An 18728-nucleotide genomic window follows, 5' to 3' on the forward strand; every position below is an offset into this window, starting at 1 on the left:
CTCGTCACCTGGGACTACAACGCGCTCGCCGGCCGCGACACGCTGAAGGGCAATCCGCCCGTCGACGTCGTCGTGCCGAAGACCGGTGTTGTCGCTGGTGTCTATGTGCAGGCGATCAGCGCCTACGCGCCGCATCCGAATGCAGCCAAGCTCTGGCTCGAATACCTCTACTCGGACGAAGGCCAGATCCGCTGGCTGAAAGGCTATTGCCACCCGATCCGCTTCAACGATCTCGCCAAGAACGGCAAGATCCCGGCTGACATCCTGGCCAAGCTGCCGCCGGCCGAAGCCTATGCTTCCGCCGTGTTCCCGACACTCGACGAGCAGGGCAAGTCCAAGGAAGCCATCACCAAGAACTGGGATGCCGTCGTCGGCGCCAACGTCAAGTAATTCACACCATGCCGGGCGGCTTCGCGGCCGCCCGGTCCTTCTCTCGAAGACGGTAGCCGGCGCATGACCGATATCTCATTGTCCGACCACGCTGTTACCGGGAAGACTGCGCCTCCCGCCGAAGCACGCAGCATGCGGCTGCCGACACAATGGCTTGGTGTCGCGCCTTTCTTCATCTTCGCCATCATGTTCCTCATCCTGCCCACGCTCTATCTGATGCTGGGTGCATTCCAGAACGATGCCGGCGAATTCACTCTCGAGAACATCGCAGCACTGGCGCAACCTTCCATCGTTGCCGCCTACTGGATTTCGATCAAGATCAGTCTTGCTTCATCGCTGATTGGCGCATTTGCGGGCCTTGCGATTGCCATCGCCATCGTGCGCGGTGGCCTGCCGGACTGGATACGTTCGGCGACACTGACGTTTTCCGGCGTGGCCTCCAATTTTGCCGGCGTGCCGCTTGCCTTTGCCTTCCTCGCCACGCTCGGCCGCCTCGGCCTTGCGACGGTGATCCTGAACACCGTGTTCGGCCTTAACATCTACGCGCACGGCTTCAACATCCTGTCATTCTGGGGCCTGACACTGACCTATGTCTATTTCCAGATACCGTTGATGGTGGTGATCATCGTGCCGGCCATCGACGGACTGAAGAAGGAGTGGGGCGAGGCCGCCGCGACGCTGGGCGCGACCATGTCCCAATACTGGCGCATGGTGGTCATTCCGGTGATCTGGCCGAGTTTCCTCGGCACCGTGATCCTGTTGTTCGCCAACGCCTTCGGCGCCATCGCCACCGCCTATGCGCTGACCGGCTCGTCGCTCAACATCGTGCCGATCCTGCTTTATGCACAGATCCGTGGAGATGTGCTGCACAATGCCCATCTCGGCTATGCCATCGCCTTCGGCATGATCGTCATCACCGGTCTTGCCAATGTGTTCTACATCTGGTTCCGGACCCGTTCCGAGAGGTGGCTGAAATGAAGTCGGGAAAGTTCTGGGCCTGGCTCGTCTTTGCTCTTGGCGCGGCTTACTTTTTCATCCCGCTGATCGCGACCGTGGAGTTCTCGATGCGCATGCGGCGCGGGGAGTACTCCTTCGACGCCTACAAGGTCGTGTTGGGCGATGCCCGTTTCCAGGCCACCTTCGGCTATTCGGTACTGGCAGCCGTTTTCACCATCATTCTCGGCGTGCTGATCGTGGTGCCCGCCGCTTATTGGATCCGGCTTCGGCTGCCGCAATTGCGGCCGATCGTCGAATTCATTACCCTGCTGCCGCTGGTCATTCCGGCCATCGTCATCGTCTTCGGCTACATCAGAATGTACGGGTCGAATTCGCCGCTGCCGTTCCTGGCGACCGATACAGGCACCAATGCGTTGCTGGTCATCGGCTATGCGACACTGGCGCTGCCCTATATGTATCGCGCCGTCGACACCGGGCTTCGCACGATCGACGTGCGCACCTTGACGGAAGCTGCACAGATCCTTGGCGCTGGTTGGGGAACGATCATCACCCGTGTCATCCTGCCCAACGTGCTGATCGCGGTGCTCTCGGGCGCTTTCCTCACCTTCGCCATCGTCATCGGCGAATTCACCATGGCGAGCCTGCTCAACCGGCCTGCCTTCGGCCCGTATCTGCAGAATATCGGTGCCAATCGCGCCTATGAGCCGGCTGCACTTGCCATCATCGCCTTCGCCATCACCTGGGGCTGCATGTCGCTGATCCAGATCCTGTCCCGCTTCGCGCCGAAATCGGCGAACCGCCCAAATTGATCGAGAGAACCACGCCATGGCCGACCCATTCCTCTCCATCCAGCACGTTCGAAAATCCTTCGGCGCCACCACGGTGGTCGAGGATTTCAATCTCGACGTAGAGCGCGGCGAATTCGTCTCCTTCCTCGGCCCGTCCGGTTGCGGCAAGACCACCGTGCTGCGCATGGTGGCGGGCTTCGAGGAGCCGAGCGCGGGCACGATCGTCGTCAGCGGCAAGGACATTACGAGACTGAAGCCCAACCAGCGCAATGTCGGCATGGTGTTCCAGGCCTATGCGCTGTTCCCGAACCTGACCGTGGCGCAGAACATCGGCTTCGGCCTGAAGGTCGCCGGCATGCCGAGGGCCGACATCGATGCCCGTGTCGCCGAGATGCTTGGCATCATCAAGCTGCCGCAGATGGCGGATCGCTATCCCTACCAGCTTTCGGGCGGCCAGCAGCAGCGCATCGCGCTGGCTCGCGCCATCGCGCCGAAGCCGAAGCTGCTGCTGCTCGACGAGCCGCTGTCGGCGCTCGACGCCAAGGTGCGCGTGTCGCTGCGCGAGGAAATCCGCTCGATCCAGAAAAAGCTCGGCATCACCACCATCTTCGTCACGCACGACCAGGAAGAGGCGCTGTCGATCTCGGACCGCATCGCCGTCATGTATGGCGGCAAGGCCGAGCAGGTCGGCACGCCGTTCGAGATCTACAACCGCCCGGCGACCAAGTTCGTCGCCAATTTCGTCGGCACGCTGAACGTGCTCGAAGGCACCGTCACCGATGCCGCCGCAGGCACGGTGCGGGTCAATTCCGAACAGGTCTCGCTCAAGGGCAAGCTCAACGGTTCCAAGTCAGGCGACACGCTGTCGCTGGCGTTGCGGCCTGAGGCAATCTCGCTCGGACGACAGCCCGGCCGCGATTCCAGCCTTTCGGGAGAGATATCCGAGGTGCATTTCCTCGGCTCGGTGATCCGGGTTCGCGTCGGCATCGGCGGCAACACGGTCTCGCTCGACACCTTCAACAGCCCGGCAACACCGCCCCCCGCCGTCGGTGAAAAGGCCGAGATCTCGTTTTCGTCCAGCGATATGCTCGTGCTGCACTAAGCTGCTGCGCTTGTTTGGAATGAATGGCTGCATCCCGGTCGACGAAGACGGGAGGATGCTTCCGCCGCGTGGCATGGGCTGCAATGCAGCGAAGTCCGTGATTAAGCGAAGCCCATATCAGGTGATCTCGATGTCGGTCTGGTCGGCGCATTTGTCGAATTAGCAGAGAGGCAATTCGAGGCATGTTCTGCCGGCTCGAGCTTGCTGGGCAATCAACAGTTTCCAGCCGCTTTGCCGCTGCCAGAATCTCGCTTCCCGGCTATAAGAGGCCATGGTTCTTTTCGAACTGACACTCGTTCTGCTGTTGATCGCCGTTGCGCTGACGGCGCTGTCGCGGCGCGTGCAGGTTCCTTATCCCTCTTTGCTGGCGCTGGCTGGAGTGGGCATCGCCTTCGTGCCTGGCGTGCCGACCATCGAGATCGACCCGGAACTGGCGCTTGCCCTGTTCATCGCGCCGGTGCTGCTCGATGCCGCCTATGACACGTCGCTGCGCGATCTCAACCGCTACAGGGTCCCGCTTGTGCTGCTGGCGCTTGGTGCCGTCCTTTTCACAACAGCGACGGTCGCGCTGGCCGGTTGGGCGATGGCAGGTCTGCCGATCGCCGCGGCCATAGCGCTTGGCGCCATCGTGGCGCCGCCCGATGCGGTTGCGGCATCGGCTGTGCTTGGCCAATTCAAGGTGCCGCATCGCATCACTGCCATTCTGCAAGGCGAGAGCCTGCTTAACGACGCCACCGCGTTGCTGATCTACCGGATGGCGATTTCGGCGGCAGCAGGTTCCATTCTGCTAAGCAGCGCCGTTCCTATGATCCTGCTGTCCACGCTTGGAAGTCTTGCGGCCGGCTACCTGCTTGGCCGGGTGTCTCTGATGACGCTGGGCCGGATCGAGGATCCGGCGAGCGGCACTGTGGTGCAATTTGCCGGCACATTCGGAGTCTGGATCCTGGCCGACAGGATCGGACTGTCGGCCATCATCACCATCGTCGTTTATGCCATGACGATCGCGCGCACCGCGCCGCGCCGCATGCCGGCCAGAAACCGCATCAGCTCTTATTCGGTCTGGGAAACGGCGGTCTTCGTGCTCAACGTGCTGGCTTTCGTGCTGATGGGCCTGCAGGCGCGTACGATCGTCGGCCGGCTTGCCGGGCAGGGGCAGACCGATGCGTTCGTCCTGGCCGGGACAGTGCTTGCCATCGTCATCGTCTCACGCCTCATCTGGGTGCTGGGCTGCGGCGCGATCATCAGGTGGTTTGGCCGGTTCGGCGCAGCTGATCGTCAGCGTGACGCTCCGTCGTTTCGTGGCGGCGTGCTGATCGGCTGGTGCGGGATGCGCGGTTTGGTGACGCTTGCGGCGGCATTCGCCCTGCCGGCTGAATTCCCGGCCCGCGACCCCATCGTGCTCGCTGCCTTCACGGTCGTCCTCGGCACGCTGGTGCTGCAAGGCATGAGCTTGAAGCCGCTGCTGCGCCTTTTGAACCTCGACCCTGACGAAACGGTCGACCGCGAGGTCGCGCAGGCGCGCGTCGTGGTCATGCAGGCGGCGCTCGACATATTGAGCGGCAAGACATCGGACGCGGCGGCCGCGGTGCGCGAGCAATATGCCGCTCAACGCAAGATCGCCAAAAACCCCGACGATGCCCAGGCGGCGACCGAATATGACCGCTTGCGTCTCTATGCGATCAAGAGCCAGCGCGACGCGCTGGAGGAATTGCGCCGCAACGGGACGATCGGGGACGAAGCCTATCATCGCCTGGAGGAAGAGATCGACTGGACCGAACTGGCGGCGTCGCCACCCGGCCGGTTCCAGCCGCTGAATACTTAAGGCATCGCACCGTTTTCCGGCGCACGGAAGATACCGAAGTGCTTCGAGATCGGTGCATGATCCCGGTGAAGCAAGGCTGGTCCAAGCCACGTCCATTCTCCTGCACATTGCAACCGTGGCATCGAACCGCTACTGCCAACACGAAATTGAGCCGGATAAGCAATGAAGCTGGTCAGCTACAACATCCAGTACGGGTTCGGCGGCGACGGCCGCTACGATCTTTCGCGCGCCGCGCGGATCGTTGCCGGCGCCGACATCATTGCGCTGCAGGAAGTCGAGCGGCACTGGCAACGCAGCAATTACGACGATCAGCCGGAGCTGCTTTCCCGTCTGCTGCCCGAACATCACTGGGTCTACGGCCCGGCCTTCGACATGGATGCCAGCGAAAGGCGCGACGGCCGTCTGGTCAATCGGCGCCGCCAGTTCGGCACCATGGTGCTGTCGAAACTGCCGATCGTCTGGTCGCGGCTGCATGCGCTGCCGATGCGCCGCACGCAGCGGCCGCTCAACACCCGCAATGCAGCACTTGAATGCATGATCCGCACGCCGGCAGGACCGGTGCGGGTCTTGTCGCTGCATCTCGCCCACATCGCGGCCGAGGAGCGGCTGGAGCAGATCGACTACCTCATGGCCGAGCATCGCCGGGCACCGTCCGATGGCGGACCGTGGAGCGGCGTCGACGACGAGCCCACGCGCAACTGGACCAGCGGCGAGGCGGAGCCGGAAAACCCGCTGGCGGCGATCTGGATGGGTGATTTCAACATGGAGCCGGGCAGCGCCGAATATCGCCGCATCGTCGGCAGCACGCCCTACCATCGGGGTGCCGCCTATCTCGGCGGTTTCGTCGATGCCGCCGCTGTCGCCAGCGAGCCGGCCGCGGATTTCCACACCCATGTGAAGACCATCGACGGCAAGATGGCAAAGCGCCGGCTCGACCATTGTTTCGTCGGCGGCATGTTCGCCGGGCGGGTGCGTTCGATCAGTGCCGACATCGGCGAGGTTGCGTCGGATCATTTTCCGCTGCGGGTCGACATCGACCTGGAAACGCCCGGCATTGCCACATGACGCTTTTCGTCTTTTTCGCAGTGCTTGCCGCCGCCGCCATGCACGCGATCTGGAACGCGCTGGTCAAGGTCCATCTCGACCGCTTCCTGTCGATCACGCTGATGACGCTCGGCATGGGCGCTGCAGCACTCGTGGTGCTGCCTTTCGTCGAAGTGCCGAAGGCGGAAGTGTGGCCTTACATCATCGCCTCCGTCATTTTCCATATGGGCTACCGGACCTTCCTGATCGGCGCTTACAAGGCGGGCGATTTCGCCCAGACCTATCCGCTGGCGCGGGGCACCGCACCTCTGCTCTCGGCCTTTGGCGGCATGTTCGTCGTTGCCGAAATCCCCGGCCCGTTCGCCATGCTCGGCATCTTCCTGTTGTCGGCCGGCACGCTGGTGATGTCGTTTCGTGGCGGCGCACATCTGGAAAAGCTCAATCTGCGCGCGGTCGGCTTCGCGCTGGGCACTTCCATCTTCATTGCCAGTTACACGCTGTCCGACGGCAGTGGCGCCCGACTGGCGGCAACCGCGCAGAGCTATGCAGCCTGGCTGTTCATCTGCGATGCTTTTGGCGCCTTGGTGCTGTGCCTCATCTTCCGCGGGCCGAAGGCGCTGCCGGTGCTGGCGCGCGACTGGAAGGCAGGGCTGTTCACGGGCGTGCTCAGTGGCGCCGCCTACTGGATCGTCATGTGGGCGATGACCAAGGCGCCGATCGCCTCCGTGGCCTCGCTGCGTGAAACCTCGATCCTGTTTGCCATGATGATCTCGGTCTTCGCTCTCGGCGAAAAAATGACCGGCTGGCGCGGTGCCGCCGCGCTCAGCATCGTTGCGGGTGTCGTCGCGCTCAGGCTCGGCTGACCTGGACCCTAGAGCATTTCACCGTTTCACGGAAACGGCGATCTGCTCTAACTCTTTGTTTTGACGCAATTCTAGACAGAAAACCGCTTCACACTTTTCCTAAAATTGCTCTAGTTGAGTACGGTCATCAGCTGGCCACGTCGTTCCGGACTGAAACGGATGACGACGATGATGCAGACGGCGACCACGCCTGCGAACAGCGCCAGGGCATAGCCATAGCTGCCTCCGGCGCTTTCCGCGATTCCTGCCTGATAGGGGCCGCCATAGGACGCGGCGAGATTGCCCGCCTGATAGATAAAGCCGGGCAAGGTCGCCCGCACCGCGCCGGGCGAAAGCTCGTTGAGGTGCACGGGGATGACGCCCCAGGCGCCCTGGACCGCGACCTGCATGACGAAGGCGCCGATGGCGAGCATGAACGGCGTGGTCGAGTAGGCCCATAGCGGGATGGACGGCAAGGCGATCAGGCAGGCCAGCGTGATGGCGTTGACGCGGCCGATCTTCTCCGAGAGCGCGCCGAATGCCAGGCCGCCGACGATGGCGCCGATATTGGCGACGATGGTGATCCAGCTCACCGTATGCGGATCGAAGCCGTGCTGCTTCTTCAGGAAGGTAGGGTAGAGGTCCTGCGTGCCATGGCTGAAGAAATTGAAGAACATCATCAGCACGACGGCATAGAGCACGACGCCCCAGTGTTTCTGCAGTGTTTCCCACATGCCCGGTCTCGCGGTCTTCTGCGCTTCGACGAAGGCCGGCGATTCCGGCACATGCGAGCGGATGAACAGCACGATCAGCGCCGGCACGAAGCTGAGCAGGAACATGGCGCGCCAGCCGATCGTGTAGCCACCGATCGTCTGCTGATAGAGCAGGCCATAGACCACCGCCGCCAGCAGATAACCGGCCGGATAGCCGCACTGCAGGATGCCGGAGACCATGCCGCGTGCGCTCGGCGGGATGGATTCCATGGCCAGCGAACTGCCCAGTCCCCATTCGCCGCCCATGGCGATGCCGAACAGGGCGCGCAGGGCGAGGAATATGCCGAGATTGGGAGAGAAGGCGGCCAGCGCGCCGATCACCGAATAGCTCACGATGTTGAGCATGAGGATCGGCTTGCGCCCGTATTTGTCGGCAAGCATGCCGAAGAAGAACGCGCCGATGAAGCGCGTTGCCAGCGTCAGGAACAGCGCCTTGGAGACCGCGGGCACGTCGGCGTGGAATTCGGTCGCGATATCGGTGAGCAGGAATGTCAGAAGGAAGAAATCGAAAGCATCGAGCGTCCAGCCCAGGAATGAGGCGAGGACAGTCTTCTTCTGCTGCGAATTAAGGGGCAAATCTTCCTCCTCCATCATCATCGATGGGGGGAATTATCGGCCAATTCAGGGAAGACCGGTGGTCACTTTTTCGCGTGGCTCATTTGATCGAACGCCCGCTGGAATGGCGGAAGGTGCGATGAGGAGCGGCCGGTGCCATCTGTCGATGAACTCGATCATGGCTTGAGGATGAGGTCTAGATTTCGAGATCAAACACCATCAGTCCATCCGTGCCGCCTTCCAGGGCAGCGACCAGGCGCGCGCCGGCGCGCTGGTGCGCTTCATGCACAAGATAGGCATCGCGCGCGGCAGCATCGCGGAAGTCGATGGTGAAGCCATGGGTGAAGCCGCGTGCGAACGGCTCCGGGCTGACATTGGCGCTGAATTTTACGGCGTCCATGCCGTCGATAACCTGTCGCAGCGCCTCGAGATCGGCATGGATCGCCGTGCGCTCTGCGGCGGGAACATCGTTGCGAAATCTAGCGAAAACACAGTGCCTGATCATGTCTTACTCCTCAGTGGCTAAGCTGCCCGATTGCCGGAAAACACCGCGGGCGGTAGTGGCTCGCGGCCGAGGACCAAATCGGCGCCCTTTTCACCGACCATGATGGTCGGCGCATTGGTGTTGGAGGAGGGCACGCGCGGCATCACCGAGGCATCGCAAACGCGCAGGCCCTCAATGCCGCGCAACCGCAGATCCGGCGTCACGACAGCCATCTCGTCATGGCCCATGCGGCAGGTGCCGACCGGATGATGGTCGGTCTTGGAGGTGCGGCAGGCATAGTCGAACAGCTCGTCGTCGCTGGCGAGCGACGGGCCGGGCAGCACTTCGCGCAGCACGTAAGGGGCAAGCGCCTTCTGCCGCATGATCTCGCGGGCCAGCCGCAGGCCCTTGATCGACATGGCGCGGTCATAGGGATCCGACCAGTAGTTCGGGTCGATCAGAGGATGATCGGCCGGGTCGGCGCTCTTCAGCCGCACTGTGCCGCGCGAGCGGGGGCGCAGGAAGGCCGAGTTCAAGGTGACGCCGGGATTCTTCAGCTTCTCGACGCCGGCCTCGATGCCGGAGCCGAGGCCGAGGTGGAACTGGATGTCGGGCGAGGCGGCGGTCGGGTCGGCGTACCAGAAGCCGCCGGTCTCGAACAGGCTGGAGGCCACCGGCCCCTTCTTCAGCAGCAGATATTGCAGGCCGGCCCATGCCGTGCGGTGCAGCTTGGCGTAGTTGTCATAGGTGTGGTCGCCGGTGCATTCGGCGATGACGAACAGATCGAGATGGTCCTGCATGTTGGAGCCGACGCCGGGCAGGTCATGCACCGGCGTGACGCCGACCGACTTCAGATGGTCTGCAGGGCCGATGCCCGACTGCATCAGGAGTTTCGGCGAGCCGATGGCGCCGGACGAGACGATCACCTCGCGTTCGGCGCGCAGGATTTTTGTCTCGCCGCCCGGCCTGTCGACCACCTCGACGCCGATGGCGCGGCCGTTCTCGACGACGATGCGCGTCACCAGCACATCGGTTCGGACGGTCAAGTTCTTGCGGGCGCGGATCGGCTTCAAATAGGCGACTGAAGCGGACGAGCGCCGGGCATCCTTCTGGGTCAGCTGGTAGTAGCCGACGCCTTCTTGGGCAGCGCCGTTGAAGTCCGGATTGAAGGGAATGCCCATCTCCTGGCCGGCACGGAAATAGGCTTCGCAGATCGGCAACGGCGCAATCGGGTTCGAGACGCCGAGCGGCCCCTGGTCGCCGTGAAAATCGTTGGCGTAGCGCTGGTTGTTCTCAGCGCGCTTGAAATAGGGCAGCACATCGCGATAGCCCCAGCCGGCGAGGCCCTCTTCCTTCTCCCAGGCGTCGTAGTCGCGGGCGTTGCCGCGTGTATAGATCTGGGCGTTGATGGACGAGCCGCCGCCGACCACCTTGGCCTGCGTGTACCAGAAGACGCGGTCCTTCATGTTTCTCTGCGGCACGGTCGACCAGCCCCAGGAGGCGATCCCCTTCGTCATCTTGGCGAAGCCGGCCGGCATGTGGATATAGGGATGCCAGTCCTTGCCGCCGGCTTCCAGCAGCAGCACCGAATTGCTGGGATCCTCGCTCAGCCGGTTGGCCATAACGCAGCCGGCCGGACCGGCACCCACGATGATGTAGTCGGTCATGTCACCATCCACTTACAGCCGCGGCACGGAGAGCGCGCCATCGACATTGATGATCGAGCCGGTCGAAAAACCGAGCTTCCCGCCGGCGAGCGTCGCCACCACCGCACCGATGTCAGAAGCCTCGCCCCAGCGTTTGGCCGGCACCAGTCCACCGTCGATGAGGGCGTCATATTTGGCGGTCACGCCTGATGTCATCTCGGTGCGGATGATGCCCGGCCGGACCTCGAACACGCCGATGTTTTCGGGCGCGAGCCTGAGCGCCAGGTTCTTCACCCACATCGAAAGCCCAGCCTTCGAGATGCAGTAGTCCGGCCGTTCCGGCGATGCCATTTCGGCGCTGACCGAGGTGATGGTGATGATTGATCTCTGATCGCCTGATGTGGCCAGCATTGCCTTGGCCACGGCCTGGCTGAGGAAGACGGTGCCGCGCAGATTGATGCCGAGCGTGCGGTCGAAATTCTCCGGCTTGAGGTCCAAGAGGTCACCGCGCACCACGGCGCCGACGCCGGCATTGTTGATCAGGCAGTCGATGCGGCCGAAGGTGCGCATCGCGGCATCGACAAGTGCGGTGTGGCTGGCGAGATCGGCGATGTCGCACTGGATGTAGGCAAATTTCGCGCCGTGTGCGGTGATGTTCTCGGCGAGCCCTTCGGCGGGCTTCTCGGCAAGGTCCGCGACGAGGATGTCGAAGCCGGCATCGGCCAGCGCCTCGGCGCAGGCCAGGCCGATGCCGCGCGCACCGCCGGTGACGATGGCGGAGGGGCGGGTCATTGGAAGCTAGCCTTGCAGATGTGATCGGCGACACGCAGCGCCTGGGCTGCAATCGATAGCGCCGGGTTCACCGCCGCCGAATTGGGCAAAAAACCGGCGTCGACGACGAACAGGTTCCGGTGGTCGAAGGAGCGGCAGTAAGGGTCGAGCGGTGCAGTGGCCGGATCGTCGCCCATCTTTATCGTGCCGCATTGGTGCGACGGCGTGCGCTTGTCGAAGGGGCGCGACAGCACGATGGGATAACCGCAGGCGCGGAAGTTTTCGCGCATCACCTTGGTCAGCCCGTCGAGCGACTGCATGTTGGAGCGCCGCCACTGCATGACGATGTCCTTGCCGTCGACCATGATGCGGCTTTCCGGATCGGGCAGGTCCTCGCACATCAGGTACCAGTCGATGGCGTGGCCGGCCATGAAATCGAGCGCGAATTTCGGCGTGTATTTGACGTTGGCCTTGAGCATGTTGCCATCGATCTTGCCGAGCAGTTGGACATTGCCGAGCGGCTTGCCGCCCTTGCCGTCGGACAGGTAATAGTCATTGAGCATCAGCGTCTTCTGGTAGACGGCATCGTTGCGGCGGCGCGGGTCGATCGCCAGCATGGCGCTGGAATTGTGGTTCATGAAATTGCGGCCGACCTGGTCGGAGCGGTTGGCGAGGCCTTTGCCATCCGACGTGGGCGAGCGCAGCAGGATGACGGCGGAATTGACCGCGCCGGCCGAGAGGATGATCAGCTTCGGCGATACTTTCTTCAACGCGCCATTCTGGCGATAGTGAATGGCTGATATGGTTTTGCCGTCGGGTGACCCCTCAAGATATTCGACATAAGCGCTGGTTTCGAGCCGGATGTTGGTGTCGGTCAGGGCGGCCGTCAGCGGACCCGTTTGCGCGTCGACCTTGCCCTGGCCGGTGTTGGGAAACGCGTCCCAGCCGGTCCTGCCATCCTTCAGCCAGGCTTCGATGTCGACGCCGAGCGGCAGCGACGCCGGATGCAGGCCGAGGCCCTTCAGCTCGGCGCGGGCGCGGGCGATCGATGCCTCGTCGGGCACCGGCTTGTAGGCGTAGGGGATCGAATGGAACGGCTCGGTCGGATCCTCGCCCAGTGCACCGCGCACGCGAAACAGCTGTTCGGCTTTCGAATACCAGGGCTCGAATTCCTCATAGGAAAACGGCCATGCCGGCGAGACCCCGCCAAAGTGCTCCATGGCGGCGAAATCTTCCTTGCGGTAGCGGACCAGCACCGCGCCATAGAACTTCGAATTGCCGCCGACATAGTAATAATTGCCGGGGTTGAAGGCGGCGCCGCCGGCCTCGCGCCACATCTCCTTCGGCCTATAATGGCCGTCGACGAAGATCGAGCGCGTGTCGCGCGCGTGCGGTGTCGCCGGCAACGGCTCGCCGCGCTCCAGCATCAGGATCGAGGCGCCGCTGCCGGCAAGGCCGGAGGCGATCGTGGCGCCGCCGATGCCGGAGCCGATGATGACGATGTCCGGATTTGCCATGGCTTAAATCGCGTCCCGACGCGCTTTAGGTTTTTTGTTTTGATGCATGTCGTTGCCCCAAAACCGGATCCACTTTTGGGCGACATACATCAGCGAATGCGGCTCTCGGTCGCCGGATCGAAGAACACCGCCTTGGTCAGGTTGAAGGCGAGCGGCGTGCTGGTGCCCGGCTGGATATTGGCGTCGGCACGCAGCCGCGCCACCACGCCCTTGCCGCCGAGATTGGTGACGGCGAAGGTGTCGGAGCCGGCCGGTTCGACGACCTCGATGTGACAGTCGGCGGTTGCGATGTGCGAGGCGTTGCGCTCGGCACCTTCCGGATCGGTCAGGGCTTCGGGGCGGACGCCGAAGATGATCGGCTTACCCTGGAATGCCGACAGGCCGGCCGGTGCATTGGCCATCGGCAGCGAGATCGGCTCTCGTGCTTCGCGCTGCAGTACGACGGACAGCGCGTTGCCTGACGTGCCGATCGTCGCCGGGATCAGGTTCATCGCCGGCGAGCCCATGAAATCGGCGACGAAGAGGTTGGTCGGGTTGTTGTAGATTTCGGCCGGGGTGCCGAACTGCTGCACCTCGCCATCGCGCATGACCGCGATCTTGGTCGCCAGCGTCATCGCCTCGATCTGGTCGTGGGTGACGTAGACGATGGTGGTGCCGGTGGTGGCATGCAGCCGCTTGATCTCGATGCGCATGTCGACGCGCAGCTTGGCGTCGAGGTTGGACAGAGGCTCGTCGAACAGGAACAGTTTGGGGTCGCGCACCAGCGCCCGGCCCATGGCGACGCGTTGGCGCTGACCGCCGGAAAGCTGGCTCGGCTTGCGCTGCAAGAGGTGGCCGATCTGCAGCACCTTGGCCACCTTGTCGATCGCCTTCTGGCGCTCCGCCGCCGGCACGCCGCGCATCTCCATGCCGAAGGAGATGTTCCCGGCCACCGTCATGTTCGGGTAGAGCGCATAGCTCTGAAACACCATGGCGATGTCGCGCTTCGACGGATGCAGATCGTTGATGGTGCGTCCGTCGACGCGGATTTCGCCCGAGGTGATCGTCTCCAGTCCGGCGATAGTGTTGAGCAAGGTGGACTTGCCGCAGCCGGACGGGCCGACCAGTACCAGGAAGCCGCCTTTCTCGAGCTCGACATCGATCCCTTTCAGGATCTCGACCTGGCCGAAGCGCTTTCTCAGACCATCAATTTCCAGAAAAGCCATCAGATTATCCTTTGACGGCGCCAGCCATGAGACCGCGCACGAAATAGCGGCCGGCGAGCACATAGACGAGAAGGGTGGGCAGTGCCGCGATCATCGCGGCGGCCATGTTGACGTTGTACTCGACGACGCCGGTCGAGGTGTTGACGACGTTGTTGAGCGCCACCGTCATCGGCATCGCATCGCCGGTGCCGGCGTAGGCGGAAGCGAACAGGAAGTCGTTCCAGATGTTGGTGAACTGGTAGATGACGGTGACGACGAAGATCGGCATCGAGTTCGGCAGCATGATGCGGCGGAAGATCTGGAAGAAGGATGCGCCGTCGACCTGTGCCGCCTTGACCAGTTCGGTGGGGAACGCCTCGTAGTAGTTGCGGAAGAACAGCGTGGTGAAGCCGATGCCGTAGACGACGTGGACGAAGACGAGATTGACCGTCGGGTTGCCGAGGCCAAAGCTGGTTCCCGTCGCATTCTGCAGCGTGACGCCGAAGCGGCCGAGGCTGCCGAGGATGGTTGCCATCGGCAGCAGCACCGACTGGAACGGGATGAAGCAGGCAAACAGCATCAGCCCGAACACCAGCGTTGCGCCGCGGAAACGCCATTTGGTCAGCACGTAGCCATTCAGCGCGCCGAGCATGGTCGAGATCAAAACGGCCGGGACCACCATCTTGATGGAGTTCCAGAAATAGCCTTTGATGCCGGCGCAGGTGAGGCCGACGCAGGTCTCGCCCCAGGCCTTCAGCCAAGGATCAAAGGTCGGCGCCTTGGGCAATGCCAGCATGTTGCCGTTCTGGATCTCGTCCATGGTCTTGAACGAGGTCACCAGCATGACGAACAGCGGCATCAGGTAGAACAACGCAAACAGCGCCAGCAGCCCGTAGATGACGATGCGGTTGATGACCCTGGCGTTGACGCCGCCGGAAGCCTGGCGGGCGGGAGTGGTGACGGCGCTCATCGCGGCTTCTCCCGCAGTTCCGAATAGAGATACGGCACGATGATGGCGACGATGGTCATCAGCATGATCACCGCACTTGCCGAGCCGACGGCCATCTCGTTGCGCTTGAACGTGTACTCATACATGAAGTTGGAAGGCAGCCAGGCCGAGCCGCCGGGGCCGCCGCTGGTCAGCGCCACGACCAGATCGTATGACTTGATGGCGAGATGCGCGAGCACGATGAAGGCCGACAGGAAGATCGGCCGCAGCAGCGGGATGACGATGCGGCGGTAGAGCTGGAAGGTGGTGGCGCCGTCGATCTGCGCCGCCTTCATGATCTCGCCGTCAATGCCGCGCAGGCCGGCCAAGAACATCGCCATGATGAAGCCGGAGGCCTGCCAGACGCCGGCAATGACCACCGTGTAGATGACGAAATCCTTGTTCTTGATCCAGTCGAAATGGAAGCTCGTCCAGCCCCATTGATGCAAGGTCTGCTCGAGGCCGAGGCCGGGATCGAGGAACCATTTCCAGGCGACGCCGGTAACGATGAAGGACAGCGCCATCGGGTAGAGGTAGATCGGCCTCAACACGCCTTCGCCGCGGATCTTCTGGTCGAGCAGGATGGCCAGGAACAGGCCGAGCGCCAGGCAGATTGCGATGTAGAGGAAACCGAAAATACCCATATTGGTGATCGACGTGTACCAGCTCGAGGGCGGGTCAGTGTCGAAGGTCCAGCCCCACAGCCGCTGATAGGCGCGCGAGCCGGTCAGGACATAGGACGGGAAGGTCTTGGAATTGGTGAAGGACAGATAGATCGTCCACAGGATGAAGCCGTAGACGAAGACGATGGTGATGGCGAAGCTCGGCGCCAGCACGATCTTCGGCAATGCGTCCTGCAGGCGTGAGCGCACCGAGGCGCGTGGCCGCGCATCCTCCGGCGTCAGCTTGATCTGGCTTGTCGCTACCGTGCTCATGGGGCTCCTCCCGTCGACTCGCGGCCAACCAGCTTCGCGGATCTAAGTTCGCGGATCTGGACCTTCCCCGCCGGAGCGGGGAAGGCGTTTTGGCGCGTGGCGCTTACTTGGCGTCGTCGATCGCCTTGACCAGCTCGGTCACGGCTTCGTCCGAGGTCTTGATCTGACCATGGACGAATTTGGAGACGACATCCTTATAGGCATTGGCGACCGCCGGAGGCGCGCCATAGCCCTGGGCCAGCGAGCCAAACAGCGTGCCGCCTTCGTTGGCTGCCTTCAGGTCGGCGATGCCCTTCTTGCCGCAAGCGTCGAAGTCGGTATCCGGAACGTCGGTACGGGCCGGAACCGAACCCTTGACGACGTTGAAGGCCGACTGGAAGCTCTTCGACAGGGTGGCGGTGGCCAGCGCGACCTGGGCGGCCTTGCGGTCGTCCGGAACGTTGAACATGCCGAACATGTCGGAGTTGTAGATCACCGAGCCGTCGGTGCCCGGGAAGCGATAGCACAGGAAGTCGGTGCCCGGCGTTTTCTTGGCGGCGTTGAACTCACCCTTGGCCCAGTCGCCCATGACCTGCACCAGGGCATCGCCCTTGATGACCATGGCGGTGGCAAGGTTCCAGTCGCGGCCGGAGAAGTTCGGGTCGACATAGGTGACGAGCTTGGCCAAATTGTCGAACGACTTCTTCATCGTGTCGGACTTCAGGGACTCGTCATCGAGGTCGTTGAAGGCCTTCTTGTAGAACTCGGGTCCGCCGGTCGACAGCACGACGGAGTCGAACATGGTGGCTTCCTGCCAGTTCTGGCCGCCGAGAGCGAGCGGGATCACGCCTGCCGCCTTGGCCTTGTCGAGCAGGGCAACGAAGTCGTCGAAGGTCTTCGGCTCGGTGCCGCCGATCTTGTCCAGGACGGCCTTGTTGATCCACAGCCAGTTGACCGAGTGAACGTTGACCGGCGCTGCGACCCACTTGCCGTCATAGACCGAAAACTTCTGCAGGGCTGCCGGAACGGACTTGTCCCAGCCTTCCTTCTTGGCCGTTTCGGTCAGATCGCCCATGACGCCGGCGGCCGCATAGTCGAGCACGGTGTAGCCGAGCATCTGCGAGGCGGTCGGATAATTGCCGGCCGCGACCATCGCCTTCAGCGCGGTCATGGCGGCGTCGCCGCCGCCGCCGGCCACCGGCACGTCCTTCCAGGCATAGCCTTCCTTGGCCAGATCACCCTTGAGGACGTTGAGAGCAGCCGCTTCGCCGCCCGAGGTCCACCAATGCAGCATCTGGACTTCCTTGACGTCCTCGGCGTGGGCCGCGAAAGCCAGGCCCGACGCGAGAGCCGTTCCGATAAGCAGTTTGCGCAACATGTACTTCCTCCCTTGTTGCATTACACGACCGGCGGATGCCGCCGGGTTCTTCTCAACTCAGCCGACCCACCACCCGGTGCGCCGGCCGCGATGAAACTGGATTGTCTTTTCCTCGGTATAGTCCTCGACGGCGCGTTTGCCGAGTTCGCGTCCGAGACCGGACTGCTTGTAGCCTCCGAAAGGCAGCTCGGGATAACCTTCCATGAATGTGTTCACCAAACGGTTCCCGAACGCACTCCACGGGCGACCGACATGCAAGTGTCGATGCTGGCGCTCCACACGCCCGCCGACAAACCATAGGGCGTGTTGTTGGCGATGTGCAACGCCTTTTCAATCGATTCAAAAGTCAGCACCGAGAGCACCGGGCCGAACACTTCCTCGCGCGCTATGGCCATCTCCTCGGTAACGCCGCGGACGATGGTTGGATCGAGGTATTGGCCTACATTGGAGGCCAATTGCTTGCCTCCGCTGTAAACCTGGCTGCCGTCGCCTTCAGCGGCAGAAACATAGCCGGCTACCTTCTTCAGATGGTCGGACGAGATCATCGCGCCGACCTTGGTTTGGTCATCGAGCGGATCGCCGACCGTGACCCTGGCGGCAAGCGCCTTGACGGCGCTGAGAAAATCGTCGGCGATTGCCTCGTGCACGATCAGCCGGCTGCCGGCATTGCAGCACTCGCCGGCATTGAAGAAGCCGCCGAACACCGCTGCATCTGCGGCCGCTTCGAGGTCGGCGTCCGGGAAGACGATCTGGCCGTTCTTGCCGCCGAGTTCCATCGAGACTTTCTTCAGCGACTGCGCGGCGGACGCCATCGTCATCTTGCCGACGCGGGTGGAGCCGGTGAACGAGACCATCTCGACCAGCGGATGACTGACCATCGGCGCACCGACATCGGCGCCAAGGCCGGCGAGGATGTTGACGACGCCGGCGGGCAGGCCGGCCTGCATCAGGATGTCGCCGAGCACGAAGGTCGAGGCCGAGGTCATCTCGCTAGGCTTGACCACCGCCGTGCAGCCGGCGGCGAGCGCGAAGGGCAGTTTCTGGCTGACGATCAGGAAGGGGAAATTCCACGGCGTGATGATCGAGACGACGCCGATCGGTTCGCGCAGCACGACGCCCAGCATCGCATCGCCGAGATTGGCGTAGGATTCACCATGCAGCGTGCGGGCCAGCGAGGCGGCATAGCGCCAGATGTCGACGGCGCCGCCGATCTCGCCGCGCGCCTGGGCGATCGGCTTGCCGGATTCCAGTGCATCGAGCCGGGCGATGTCTTCCAGCCGGCCCTCGATCAGGTCGGCCGCCTTGAGCAGGATCGCGGCACGCTCGGCCGCCTTCATGCGCGGCCATGGGCCGGTCTCGCAAGCCTTGTGCGCAGCCTGCACAGCGGCTTCCACCTCGGCCTCGCCGGCCTGCGCATAGTGCGAAACGATAAAGCCGTGGCCGGGGCTCTGGCGCGCAATCGTGCGGCCGTCGCGGGCATCGACATGCTTGCCGTCGATCAGCAGTCTGTACGCTTTCGGTGCCGCAGCCGCCTCGGCCGGCATGGCGATCTTGAGGGGGGCGTTCATCTGTT

At 63.1% G+C, this 18728-nt stretch carries 16 protein-coding genes and 1 pseudogene; 7 read left to right on the forward strand and 10 right to left on the reverse strand.

Annotation, left to right across the window (positions count from 1 at the left end):
- The 7 genes from EN943_RS08075 to EN943_RS08105 all read left to right on the forward strand — a co-directional run.
- Positions 1 to 390, forward strand: a 390-nt coding sequence (locus EN943_RS08075; RefSeq protein ID WP_164778120.1) for an extracellular solute-binding protein, incomplete at its 5' end; no start/stop codon positions are given.
- 63 nt (positions 391 to 453) lie between these two features.
- Positions 454 to 1368, forward strand: a complete 915-nt coding sequence (locus EN943_RS08080) for an ABC transporter permease subunit (protein ID WP_023810098.1) — start codon at positions 454 to 456, stop codon at positions 1366 to 1368.
- Positions 1365 to 2156: an ABC transporter permease gene (locus tag EN943_RS08085; RefSeq protein ID WP_027037623.1), complete on the forward strand. Its 792-nt coding sequence runs from the start codon at positions 1365 to 1367 to the stop codon at positions 2154 to 2156. The genes EN943_RS08080 and EN943_RS08085 overlap by 4 nt, the downstream gene beginning before the upstream one ends.
- Before the next feature lie 16 nt (positions 2157 to 2172).
- Positions 2173 to 3237: an ABC transporter ATP-binding protein gene (locus EN943_RS08090; protein WP_013529688.1), complete on the forward strand. Its 1065-nt coding sequence runs from the start codon at positions 2173 to 2175 to the stop codon at positions 3235 to 3237.
- A 271-nt stretch (positions 3238 to 3508) separates the two neighbouring features.
- Positions 3509 to 5059 (forward strand): sodium:proton antiporter, encoded by a 1551-nt coding sequence (locus EN943_RS08095; RefSeq protein WP_127412202.1) that lies wholly within the window; start codon positions 3509 to 3511, stop codon positions 5057 to 5059.
- 162 nt (positions 5060 to 5221) lie between these two features.
- Positions 5222 to 6124, forward strand: coding sequence for an endonuclease/exonuclease/phosphatase family protein (locus EN943_RS08100; protein ID WP_127412203.1), 903 nt, complete (start codon positions 5222 to 5224; stop codon positions 6122 to 6124).
- Positions 6121 to 6966 carry an EamA family transporter gene (locus tag EN943_RS08105; RefSeq protein ID WP_013529691.1) on the forward strand — a complete coding sequence of 282 codons (846 nt, stop codon included), beginning with the start codon at positions 6121 to 6123 and terminating at the stop codon, positions 6964 to 6966. Before EN943_RS08100 ends, EN943_RS08105 begins: the two co-directional genes overlap by 4 nt.
- A 110-nt stretch (positions 6967 to 7076) precedes the next feature.
- Here EN943_RS08105 and EN943_RS08110 read toward each other — a convergent pair whose 3' ends face one another.
- The 10 genes and pseudogenes from EN943_RS08110 to EN943_RS08160 all read right to left on the reverse strand — a co-directional run bounded on the left by EN943_RS08110 (position 7077) and on the right by EN943_RS08160 (position 18723).
- Complete coding sequence (locus tag EN943_RS08110; RefSeq protein WP_164778121.1) at positions 7077 to 8294, reverse strand: MFS transporter; 1218 nt, start codon at positions 8292 to 8294, stop codon at positions 7077 to 7079.
- 175 nt (positions 8295 to 8469) lie between these two features.
- Positions 8470 to 8778, reverse strand: coding sequence for a Dabb family protein (locus EN943_RS08115; RefSeq protein WP_127412204.1), 309 nt, complete (start codon positions 8776 to 8778; stop codon positions 8470 to 8472).
- 17 nt (positions 8779 to 8795) lie between these two features.
- The gene (locus EN943_RS08120; RefSeq protein ID WP_127412205.1) at positions 8796 to 10424 is read right to left on the reverse strand and encodes a choline dehydrogenase; all 1629 of its coding nucleotides are present in this window, start codon (positions 10422 to 10424) and stop codon (positions 8796 to 8798) included.
- A gap of 12 nt (positions 10425 to 10436) precedes the next feature.
- Complete coding sequence (locus tag EN943_RS08125; RefSeq protein ID WP_127412206.1) at positions 10437 to 11195, reverse strand: 3-ketoacyl-ACP reductase; 759 nt, start codon at positions 11193 to 11195, stop codon at positions 10437 to 10439.
- Positions 11192 to 12691: a GMC family oxidoreductase gene (locus tag EN943_RS08130; RefSeq protein WP_127412207.1), complete on the reverse strand. Its 1500-nt coding sequence runs from the start codon at positions 12689 to 12691 to the stop codon at positions 11192 to 11194. Before EN943_RS08130 ends, EN943_RS08125 begins: the two co-directional genes overlap by 4 nt.
- An 89-nt stretch (positions 12692 to 12780) precedes the next feature.
- Positions 12781 to 13896 carry an ABC transporter ATP-binding protein gene (locus EN943_RS08140; RefSeq protein ID WP_127412208.1) on the reverse strand — a complete coding sequence of 372 codons (1116 nt, stop codon included), beginning with the start codon at positions 13894 to 13896 and terminating at the stop codon, positions 12781 to 12783.
- A gap of 4 nt (positions 13897 to 13900) precedes the next feature.
- The gene (locus tag EN943_RS08145; RefSeq protein WP_127412209.1) at positions 13901 to 14845 is read right to left on the reverse strand and encodes a carbohydrate ABC transporter permease; all 945 of its coding nucleotides are present in this window, start codon (positions 14843 to 14845) and stop codon (positions 13901 to 13903) included.
- Positions 14842 to 15798 carry a sugar ABC transporter permease gene (locus EN943_RS08150; RefSeq protein WP_127412210.1) on the reverse strand — a complete coding sequence of 319 codons (957 nt, stop codon included), beginning with the start codon at positions 15796 to 15798 and terminating at the stop codon, positions 14842 to 14844. The genes EN943_RS08145 and EN943_RS08150 overlap by 4 nt, the downstream gene beginning before the upstream one ends.
- Positions 15799 to 15901: 103 nt before the next feature.
- Positions 15902 to 17155 carry an ABC transporter substrate-binding protein gene (locus tag EN943_RS08155; protein WP_127267247.1) on the reverse strand — a complete coding sequence of 418 codons (1254 nt, stop codon included), beginning with the start codon at positions 17153 to 17155 and terminating at the stop codon, positions 15902 to 15904.
- Positions 17156 to 17212: 57 nt separating this feature from the next.
- Positions 17213 to 18723, reverse strand: a pseudogene (locus EN943_RS08160) (aldehyde dehydrogenase family protein).
- Positions 18724 to 18728: the final 5 nt, after the last annotated feature.

The sequence above is a fragment of the Mesorhizobium sp. M7A.F.Ca.US.006.01.1.1 genome (genome assembly GCF_003997935.1).
GTDB lineage: Bacteria > Pseudomonadota > Alphaproteobacteria > Rhizobiales > Rhizobiaceae > Mesorhizobium.

Coding starts and splice junctions, on each gene's coding strand:
- EN943_RS08090 (WP_013529688.1), top strand. CDS start 2,173: ATGGCCGACCCATTCCTCTCCATCCAGCACGTTCGAAAATCCTTCGGC.
- EN943_RS08150 (WP_127412210.1), bottom strand. CDS start 15,798: ATGAGCACGGTAGCGACAAGCCAGATCAAGCTGACGCCGGAGGATGCG.
- EN943_RS08125 (WP_127412206.1), bottom strand. CDS start 11,195: ATGACCCGCCCCTCCGCCATCGTCACCGGCGGTGCGCGCGGCATCGGC.
- EN943_RS08145 (WP_127412209.1), bottom strand. CDS start 14,845: ATGAGCGCCGTCACCACTCCCGCCCGCCAGGCTTCCGGCGGCGTCAAC.
- EN943_RS08085 (WP_027037623.1), top strand. CDS start 1,365: ATGAAGTCGGGAAAGTTCTGGGCCTGGCTCGTCTTTGCTCTTGGCGCG.
- EN943_RS08140 (WP_127412208.1), bottom strand. CDS start 13,896: ATGGCTTTTCTGGAAATTGATGGTCTGAGAAAGCGCTTCGGCCAGGTC.
- EN943_RS08155 (WP_127267247.1), bottom strand. CDS start 17,155: ATGTTGCGCAAACTGCTTATCGGAACGGCTCTCGCGTCGGGCCTGGCT.
- EN943_RS08100 (WP_127412203.1), top strand. CDS start 5,222: ATGAAGCTGGTCAGCTACAACATCCAGTACGGGTTCGGCGGCGACGGC.
- EN943_RS08120 (WP_127412205.1), bottom strand. CDS start 10,424: ATGACCGACTACATCATCGTGGGTGCCGGTCCGGCCGGCTGCGTTATG.
- EN943_RS08095 (WP_127412202.1), top strand. CDS start 3,509: ATGGTTCTTTTCGAACTGACACTCGTTCTGCTGTTGATCGCCGTTGCG.
- EN943_RS08130 (WP_127412207.1), bottom strand. CDS start 12,691: ATGGCAAATCCGGACATCGTCATCATCGGCTCCGGCATCGGCGGCGCC.
- EN943_RS08080 (WP_023810098.1), top strand. CDS start 454: ATGACCGATATCTCATTGTCCGACCACGCTGTTACCGGGAAGACTGCG.
- EN943_RS08105 (WP_013529691.1), top strand. CDS start 6,121: ATGACGCTTTTCGTCTTTTTCGCAGTGCTTGCCGCCGCCGCCATGCAC.
- EN943_RS08115 (WP_127412204.1), bottom strand. CDS start 8,778: ATGATCAGGCACTGTGTTTTCGCTAGATTTCGCAACGATGTTCCCGCC.